This is a genomic window from Vibrio sinensis (assembly GCF_003605645.1).
GTDB lineage: Bacteria > Pseudomonadota > Gammaproteobacteria > Enterobacterales > Vibrionaceae > Vibrio > Vibrio sinensis.
This window is the reverse complement of sequence record NZ_QVMU01000098.1, coordinates 1-750: the sequence shown is the minus strand read 5'-3', so window position 1 is coordinate 750 and position 750 is coordinate 1. Positions and strand designations below refer to the sequence as shown.

The 750-nt window shown below is 43.0% G+C and carries 2 protein-coding genes; both read left to right on the top strand.

Going from position 1 to position 750, the window contains the following annotated elements; genetic code table 11:
- On the top strand, positions 1 to 478 hold a 478-nt coding region (locus tag DZ860_RS25340; protein ID WP_207890682.1), incomplete at its 5' end, for a photosynthetic reaction center family protein.
- Positions 462 to 750: hypothetical protein (locus DZ860_RS25335; protein ID WP_207890681.1), on the top strand; the 289-nt coding region annotated here is incomplete at its 3' end. The genes DZ860_RS25340 and DZ860_RS25335, both read left to right, overlap by 17 nt.

Genomic DNA, 750 nt, shown 5'->3' with positions numbered 1-750 from the left:
CCCATTTCATATGATGGGAGTCGCCGGTGTACTGGGCGCGGCTCTGCTATGCGCTATTCATGGTGCTACTGTAGAAAATACTTTATTTGAAGATGGTGATGGTGCAAATACATTCCGTGCTTTTAACCCAACTCAAGCCGAAGAAACTTATTCAATGGTCACCGCTAACCGCTTTTGGTCACAAATCTTTGGGGTTGCTTTTTCCAATAAACGTTGGTTACATTTCTTTATGTTATTTGTACCGGTAACTGGTTTATGGATGAGTGCTCTTGGAGTAGTCGGTTTAGCTTTGAACCTACGTGCMTATGACTTCGTTTCCCAGGAAATCCGTGCAGCGGAAGATCCAGAATTTGAGACTTTCTATACTAAAAATATTCTTTTAAACGAAGGTATTCGTGCTTGGATGGCGGCTCAAGATCAGCCTCATGAAAACCTTATATTMCCTGAGGAGGTTCTACCACGTGGAAACGCTCTTTAATGGAACTTTAGTTTTAGCTGGTCGTGACCAAGAAACCACCGATTTCGCTTGGTGKGCCGGGAATGCCCGACTTATCAATTTATCTGGTAAACTACTTGGGGCTCATGTAGCCCATGCCGGATTAATCGTATTCTGGGCTGGAGCAATGAACCTATTTGAAGTGGCTCATTTCGTACCAGAGAAGCCCATGTRTGAACAAGGATTAATTTTGAACCTATTTGAAGTGGCTCATTTCGTACCAGAGAAGCCCATGTATGAACAAGGATTAATTT